The sequence below is a fragment of the Myroides sp. LoEW2-1 genome, from assembly GCF_009767705.1.
Taxonomy (GTDB): domain Bacteria; phylum Bacteroidota; class Bacteroidia; order Flavobacteriales; family Flavobacteriaceae; genus Flavobacterium; species Flavobacterium album_A.
On record NZ_WSPP01000301.1, the window covers coordinates 1 to 7355 of the forward strand.

The following is a 7355-nucleotide window of genomic DNA, read 5'->3' on the forward strand; positions in this document are numbered from 1 at the left end:
GCTATATACTGTAATTAAATCTTTTCTATCTATACCTATATTTTTTAAAAATATAAATTTTATTGTGACTTTTTAACTACTTAGTTGTCTTAATGTTGAGTAAGATTCTAAATAGCTTGTGTACTATTACATCTATTTACAATAAGGGGAATTATTCTTATTCAAAACACTATGACAAAAAAAGGTAAGCTAATAGCTTACCTTTTTTCATTACTATTTTAGAGATTGAGTTTTTAAATAATCTATAGCATGTCTACCCTCGTTAAAAAGGAGGTCTAGTATACTAAGGTTATTTATAAATCCTTCTTTTTCTTCAAATACTTGCGTATAAGGCTCGAATTCATTCACATCTTTTTTTCCATTCGCTAGTGCTCTTAAATCCAGTATATCTGTATGTGAATAGTCCTTGTGAAATTCAATCGTTTTTTCAAAAGGGAGTTCTATTCCCAAGCAAGATGTTATTACTTCGTGTATCTTGAAGTTTAAATCAAGCATGTATTTTTGTTTTTCTTCGAATAGAGGCCTTAAATCATCTTCAAAGAACTCAAAGTAAGGAGAAGTTCTGTAAGCAGCTTCTAAGCTCTTAAAATGCTGTTTCTGCCATCCAAAAGCATCTTCTATTACTACATCTTTAAACTTCTGGTGAAGTTCATTACTGTGCTTAATTGGTATATTCAACATCTGTATTCCATTGGCACTATAGATGTACATTCTATTTCTATTCGTTTGTTTTTGAAAATTATCTTCTACTTCAAATAGTATCTTTTCAGATTGCAACATAGCAACAAAGTGACTAATTGATGGAAAATAAGTAGGGTGAATAACTATATTATTCATTACTATTATTTAATTATAAATTCTTTTTCTTTTTTCTACTTCTGTAAGTGCTATATCCAATGTATCCAATTAAAAGCACTACAAAATATGGGAAGTATGAGATTTTTTCTCCATTTCCATTAACAGTTGTAAACATTCTGTCCCAGCGTATTTTATCAAGTGCTTTAGACCAAGGAACGTTTGGGTCTAAACTCATCCAAATAAATACGGGCTTACCAACAATATGATCTTCTGGTACAAATCCCCAAAATCTACTGTCCTCTGAGTTATCTCTATTATCTCCCATCATATAATAATAATCTTGCTTGAATGTATAAGAGTTTGTTTGAACTCCATTGATTAAGAAATGATTATTACTATATTCTAATGTGTTGTTTTCGTATTTAGTGATAACGCGTTTGTAAAGAGGAATGTTATCTTCCGTTAAGGTGATTGTTTCTCCTTTTGCAGGGATGTGTATAGGGCCAAGGTTATTTGTTGTCCACTTTGGTTGATTATGTGGGAAGATATATCCAGGTATAGCTTGATCAGGAAAGCGGTGAACTGCTTTTACTGCACTAAATGTTTTGATATACTCAACTGCCTCATCAGTCAAAGCTGGGAAAATAAACAATGTCTTTGGTGCATTATTGGCTTGAGAAGGCATTTCTGTTATATCAAACTTTTTCACAACTGACATAACATCAAATGGACGACCATCTGTTTCTACAACATAAGCAAATTGAATTTTAGCTCTGTCGTTTAGTTTTAATTGTTCCCCGTTGATAAATACATATCCATTCTTTATTTCTAAGTTTTCTCCTGGCAAACCGACAGCTCTTTTGACATAGTTTGTTTTTTTGTCTATTGGTTTATCTATAGCAGGTCTTCTCAACGGATCTCTAAAAGTATATACAGTATCTGTAGGCCAGTTAAATACAACAATATCATTGTGTTGTACTTTTTGAAAACCTGGTAGTCTAAAGTATGGTAAATGAGGTTTAGTTAAGTATGATTTCTTTTTGACAAAAGGCAATGTATCATGAGCCATTGGCAATGCAACAGTTGTCATAGGAGTACGTGCTCCGTAATGAAATTTACTAACAAATAAAAAATCACCAACTAATAAAGTTTTTTCTAATGAAGAAGATGGAATAGTGTAGGGCTGTATTGCATAGGTGTGTATTATTGTTGCTACAACTACTGCAAACAAAACAGAACTCATAGTTTCACCTGCTTCAGATGCTGCCTTAATGCTTCTATCTTTAATGTGTTGAACATCTGTGGCATAATTGATATAGTAGATGTAGAAGCCTAAAGTAAGCACTACTAAAATCGTGTCAATAGTAGAGTTTTTTCCAAAACTTCTAATGGTTTCCACCCAAATTACGGGAAACATAATTAAGTTAACTATAGGAATAAATAGCAGTATAACCCACCAACCTGGGCGATTGATAATACGCATTAGCAATACAGCATTGTAAATAGGTATTATTGCCTGCCAAGGTTTGTATCCTGCTTTAATATATAGTTTCCATGTTCCTGCAAAGTGAATTACTTGAACAAGTAGAAAAAATAAGAACCATTGCATCATTGTCATAATCTCTATGTTTAGTAGGTTTATTTAGTTGTCATTTAAGTTTAATACATCTCTCATTGTAAAAACACCTTTTTTACCAAGAATCCATTCCGCCGCAACTACTGCTCCAAGGGCAAAACCTTCTCTTGAATGTGCTGTGTGTTTTATTTCAATTTGATCAATGGATGAATCATAAAAAACGCTATGTGTACCAGGCACGCTATCTTGGCGTATAGCATCGATATGAATCTCGTTTTCCTTTGGTTGATCCAATGTCCACTTGTTGTAAGCAGAATTTTCGATAATGCCATTAGCTAAGGAAATAGCTGTTCCACTTGGTGCATCAAGTTTTTGTGTATGGTGAATTTCCTCCATAGAAACATTGTATTCCTTGAGTTGACTCATCATTTTAGCAAGGTATTCATTCAATTTGAAGAAAACGTTCACTCCTAAGCTAAAATTAGAACCATATAAGAATGCACCACCTTTTAATTGATTATACGCTACAATGTCATCATATTGCTCCAGCCAACCTGTGGTTCCACTTATAATGGGAACATGGTAGTCTATTGCAGATTTTATATTAACAACAGCAGAGGTAGGAATGCTAAAATCAATTGCTACATCAGCTTTTTCTAATCCTTCAAATGAATTTTCGCTTCCTTTTCTAAGTACAATTTCATGTCCTCTTTCTAAGGCGATACGCTCAATTATTTTACCCATTTTACCGTAGCCTAATAACGCTATTTTCATAATAAAAGTATAAGATTAGAATTTGTATTGAATATTTACTGCATACTGAAGTTGCATTTGATTTTGTTGTAAGTAATTGTTGTTGACATCAAATACAGGTCTGATAGTCAACTTCTCATTTACGTTAAATTGCGTTAGGTGAGCGTCAACGTTTGCATCAATGATACTCAATACATAGAAACCTACTGTAATGACTACTGATAAATCTCGATTGCGTCTATAGAATTTCTGAGCTTCTAATAGGCGCTCATTGTCTAGACCACCGAAAGTAGGATCTTCTTTGTCGTGAATACCTTGTAAACGCTTTTTATACTCTGATCGGTATCTGGTATATTGACGTTGATTATCCGCCCAAAAGTAAGCAGGAATACCCATACCCGCATATACAAGAGGTACTTTCCAATAACTTTTGTTTTGGATTTGTCCAAGGCCAGGAACGATTGACGTAAAAAATGAAGCCCGAGCAGGAGCAAGGGGATCAATTGGTTTATAATCTGCTTCAGCTTCAGTTACAGATTTGATTTTTTTCTCTTTGTCTTTTTTCTGCGCAAATGCTTGTTGCCCGACAATAGAGAAAAGTAATATTAAAATAAATAATTTGCTTTTCACTAATTTTCTAAAAGTTTGATTAAGCGATTTAAATCTTCTTCAGAGTGGAAAGGTATTGAAATTTTTCCTTTTCCATTTGCTGAAACCTTTATATCTACTTTTGCACCAAAGAAATTTCCAAAAGAATTAGAGTACTCAGCTGGTACTTCAAATGATTTTGTCTTCTTTGGTAATTCTGGGGATTTATTACCTTTTAGATCTTCTTGATATTGTTTTACCAATGCTTCAGTTTCACGTACAGACAAGTTTTCCATAATGATTTTATGGTATATTGTTGTTTGTACATCTAAGTCCTCTACATTGATGATTGCTCTTCCGTGGCCCATAGAAATGAATCCATCTCTAATTCCAGTTTGAATAATTGGGTCAAGGCGAAGCAAACGAATATAATTTGCTATTGTAGATCTCTTTTTTCCGACACGGTCACTTACTTGTTCTTGCGTTAAGTCTATTTCATCCATTAAACGCTGATAAGACAAGGCAATTTCAATGGGGTCTAAGTCATGGCGTTGAATATTTTCAACTAATGCCATTGTCAGTGAATCGTTATCGTTGGCAATGCGTATAAAAGCAGGAATTGTATCAAGTCCTACTATTTTTGAAGCTCTAAGACGACGTTCACCTGAGATTAATTGGAATTTATTAAAGTCAATTTTGCGTACAGTAATGGGTTGGATAACTCCTAACTCCCTAATACTTGTCGCTAATTCATTTAATGATTCTTCATTGAAGTTTGTTCTCGGTTGAAATGGATTTATTTCAATAGAATCAATATCTAATTCAATGATGTTTCCAACAACTTTATCTGCATTGTTATCTTCAATTGATTTAATATCGTTGTCGGGATCTTTTAATAGAGCCGATAATCCTCTTCCTAAAGCTTGTTTTTTAAATGCCTTTGCCATAATTTCTTATATTCTCGACTAAACTAATTGTTAGTTATTCTTAAGTATAATTTCTTCTGCTAAATTAATGTAGTTTGTCGCTCCTTTACTTGTCGCATCATAGTTTATGATACTTTCTCCAAAACTCGGAGCTTCACTTAATTTTACATTTCTTTGAATAATCGTGTCAAATACCATGTCGTTAAAGTGTTTTTGTACTTCTTCTACAACTTGGTTTGAAAGTCTTAGACGAGAATCATACATCGTCAATAATAAACCTTCAATATCTAATTCAGGATTGTGAATTTTTTGAACGCTTTTTATCGTATTCAATAATTTTCCTAATCCCTCAAGTGCAAAATATTCACACTGGATTGGTATGATAACTGAATCTGCTGCAGTTAGTGCATTCAGAGTTAGTAATCCTAATGATGGGGCACAATCGATAATGATGTAATCATAACTATCTTTAATCGACTTTAGAGCCTCTTTTAGCATATACTCCCTATTCTTTTTGTCTACTAATTCAATCTCAATTGCCACTAAGTCAATATGAGCTGGGATTAAATAAACATTAGGAGCCGTACAATCAACAATAGCATCTGCCGGTGTACAACTGTGCTCTAAAATTTCATAAGTTCCGATCTCTACTGCATCTACATCCACGCCTAAGCCTGATGTAGCATTCGCTTGTGGGTCAGCGTCTATTAAAAGAACCTTTTTCTCCAGTGCTCCTAATGAAGCAGCTAAGTTAACTGAAGTAGTTGTTTTTCCTACTCCTCCCTTTTGATTTGCGACAGCAATGATTTTTCCCATTCTGTTAATGAAATTAATTAAGTCGTAAAAATACGATTATTTATCAGTTTATAAAATCTTATTTATTAACAGTTTATGAAAAATATTATAAGTCAATTGGTTAAATGTTAAAATTGTACCTGACCTACTTAAAACTGCCTTTTTTATTGTAATATAATGATGTCAAATTCTTGATTTAACGGTTTTAATTTTGTGAATAATGCAGTAAGCAAATCCTCTCCATATTCTTTGTAATATACTGAAAAATTCACAATGCGCTCTTGTAAACTGTTGTTCGGAAATAATTCATTTTGAAGTAAGGCAATTCGCTCTAATTTATCTGCGTGATTTCTCTTTTCAGCTATGCGAAGTCTTTTTTCTAAATTGTCTAATCCTTTGAGCTGTTTTACTTTTTGTGCTTTTACTGCTCCAATGAATGATTTGTCTGTTTGCAGCGCAATATCTTCCAGTATTTTGAATTGATCTTCTAAAACTTGACGTTGTTGATCAAAGTCAAACTGTATTGTTGAAAATTCTTTTGTCTTAGCATTGATTAATTGCTCTTGTTTGCTAAACATATCTTGCCAAGAGAGCCCTAATTTATCCATCTTGTCCACTTGTTTTGCAGTGGCCAATAATACTGAATTTCTCAGTAATAGCATTGGGAAAGTCACTTGGTGTAAATCGAAAACTTGTTTCAATTCTAACCAATATGCCAATTCTCCACCACCTCCCGTATAGCATAGGTTAGGCAATATTACTTCTTGATATAACGGTCTCAGTATCACATTAGGACTGAAGCATTCAGGATGATTCTCTAATTCTGTTAGTATTGCTTCTTTAGTGAAGGTGATCGAGGTATTGTTTACTTTATATACCTCATCTTCATAGATAATTCTTTCTCTCAAGTTATCCTGTATATAGAATAAGTTGATATCACGAGGATTCACTTGTATGAAGTATTCTGATAGTGTATCATAGCTTTTTTCAACTTCTTTGATAGCACTCTGATGAAGTAATTCTTCTTTGATATGAGGAGCAAACAGTTTTTTTAATCCAGCGTCATCCCCATCTATGATTACTAAGCCATACTCTCCAAACAATTCATTTGCTAAGTAACGCGTAGCTTCTGTTAGATTGTCGTGTTTGAGATAAGCATTTTCAAATAGTTCTTTGATGTACATAGCATTTTTACCTAAACCAATATGTGATTGGAATACTTCATATACTTTATCTAATCCTTCAGTACTTAATCGGCCTACAGGTCCTTTGCTCTCTCTGTTCCAACAAATCACTTTTTCTTCAAATACGAAGTGATTAATTTCTTCGAAGTCGTGATCTTCTGTAGCCATCCAGTATACAGGGACAAAGTTTTCGTTGGGATACTTAGCTTTCAGTTCTTTGGCTAAATTAATAACCGATATAATCTTGTACAAGAAGTACAGTGGACCAGTAAACAAGTTTAACTGGTGTCCAGTCGTAACTGTAAATGTATTTTCTTTTGCTAATGCATTTATATGCTCTAAAGTCTTTTCAGAAGTCTTCGTGTCCTTATATTGACTTAACAACGCCTGACAGAGTACACTTCTGTGTTCTATCGGATAGTTAGTACGTTTTTCATCTATCTGTTGTTTGAAGTTCTGTATAGTAGGGAAGTGATTATATAAGTGTTTTAGATTAGCCTCTTGATTGAGGTAATCTACCATTAGTTTTGAAAAATAGCCCGCGTTCTGAAACGTAATTTTGTCTAAAGGCATAGTGTTTATTTTTTGCTAATTTAAATTATAAATTAATGAGTTATATATAAACCAAAGTTAATTCTATAAACATTTTTACCTGTAATGTTAGGTTTGCTCTTTCTCTGAATGGACAGATTAGTTATAAAAGATTAAAATACTTAGTATTTTCCAATATTGATT

At 33.1% G+C, this 7355-nt stretch carries 7 protein-coding genes; all 7 read right to left on the reverse strand.

The genetic code is table 11. The features are described from left to right. Positions 1 to 213: 213 nt before the first annotated feature. The gene (locus GOQ24_RS14890) at positions 214 to 837 is read right to left on the reverse strand and encodes a WbqC family protein (protein WP_155092182.1); all 624 of its coding nucleotides are present in this window, start codon (positions 835 to 837) and stop codon (positions 214 to 216) included. A 13-nt stretch (positions 838 to 850) separates the two neighbouring features. Continuing rightward, on the reverse strand, positions 851 to 2416 hold the full coding sequence (lepB, locus tag GOQ24_RS14895) for a signal peptidase I (protein ID WP_155092183.1): 1566 nt from the start codon (positions 2414 to 2416) through the stop codon (positions 851 to 853). Positions 2417 to 2440: 24 nt separating this feature from the next. Beyond that, the gene (gene dapB / locus GOQ24_RS14900) at positions 2441 to 3148 is read right to left on the reverse strand and encodes a 4-hydroxy-tetrahydrodipicolinate reductase (RefSeq protein WP_155092184.1); all 708 of its coding nucleotides are present in this window, start codon (positions 3146 to 3148) and stop codon (positions 2441 to 2443) included. A gap of 15 nt (positions 3149 to 3163) precedes the next feature. Beyond that, on the reverse strand, positions 3164 to 3757 hold the full coding sequence (locus GOQ24_RS14905; protein ID WP_258204059.1) for a DUF5683 domain-containing protein: 594 nt from the start codon (positions 3755 to 3757) through the stop codon (positions 3164 to 3166). Continuing rightward, positions 3757 to 4662, reverse strand: a complete 906-nt coding sequence (locus GOQ24_RS14910; protein ID WP_155092185.1) for a ParB/RepB/Spo0J family partition protein — start codon at positions 4660 to 4662, stop codon at positions 3757 to 3759. Before GOQ24_RS14910 ends, GOQ24_RS14905 begins: the two co-directional genes overlap by 1 nt. Positions 4663 to 4692: 30 nt before the next feature. Next, entirely contained in the window at positions 4693 to 5457 is a 765-nt protein-coding gene (locus tag GOQ24_RS14915) for a ParA family protein (protein WP_155092186.1), read from the reverse strand. A 143-nt stretch (positions 5458 to 5600) separates the two neighbouring features. After that, positions 5601 to 7193, reverse strand: a complete 1593-nt coding sequence (gene bshC, locus GOQ24_RS14920) for a bacillithiol biosynthesis cysteine-adding enzyme BshC (protein ID WP_155092187.1) — start codon at positions 7191 to 7193, stop codon at positions 5601 to 5603. Between the last annotated feature and the right edge of the window lie 162 nt (positions 7194 to 7355).

What these genes read in the sequence shown, in the direction of transcription:
- GOQ24_RS14890 (WP_155092182.1), bottom strand. Translation starts at nt 837, where the DNA reads ATGAATAATATAGTTATTCACCCTACTTATTTTCCATCAATTAGTCAC.
- lepB (WP_155092183.1), bottom strand. Translation starts at nt 2,416, where the DNA reads ATGACAATGATGCAATGGTTCTTATTTTTTCTACTTGTTCAAGTAATT.
- GOQ24_RS14915 (WP_155092186.1), bottom strand. Translation starts at nt 5,457, where the DNA reads ATGGGAAAAATCATTGCTGTCGCAAATCAAAAGGGAGGAGTAGGAAAA.
- dapB (WP_155092184.1), bottom strand. Translation starts at nt 3,148, where the DNA reads ATGAAAATAGCGTTATTAGGCTACGGTAAAATGGGTAAAATAATTGAG.
- bshC (WP_155092187.1), bottom strand. Translation starts at nt 7,193, where the DNA reads ATGCCTTTAGACAAAATTACGTTTCAGAACGCGGGCTATTTTTCAAAA.
- GOQ24_RS14910 (WP_155092185.1), bottom strand. Translation starts at nt 4,662, where the DNA reads ATGGCAAAGGCATTTAAAAAACAAGCTTTAGGAAGAGGATTATCGGCT.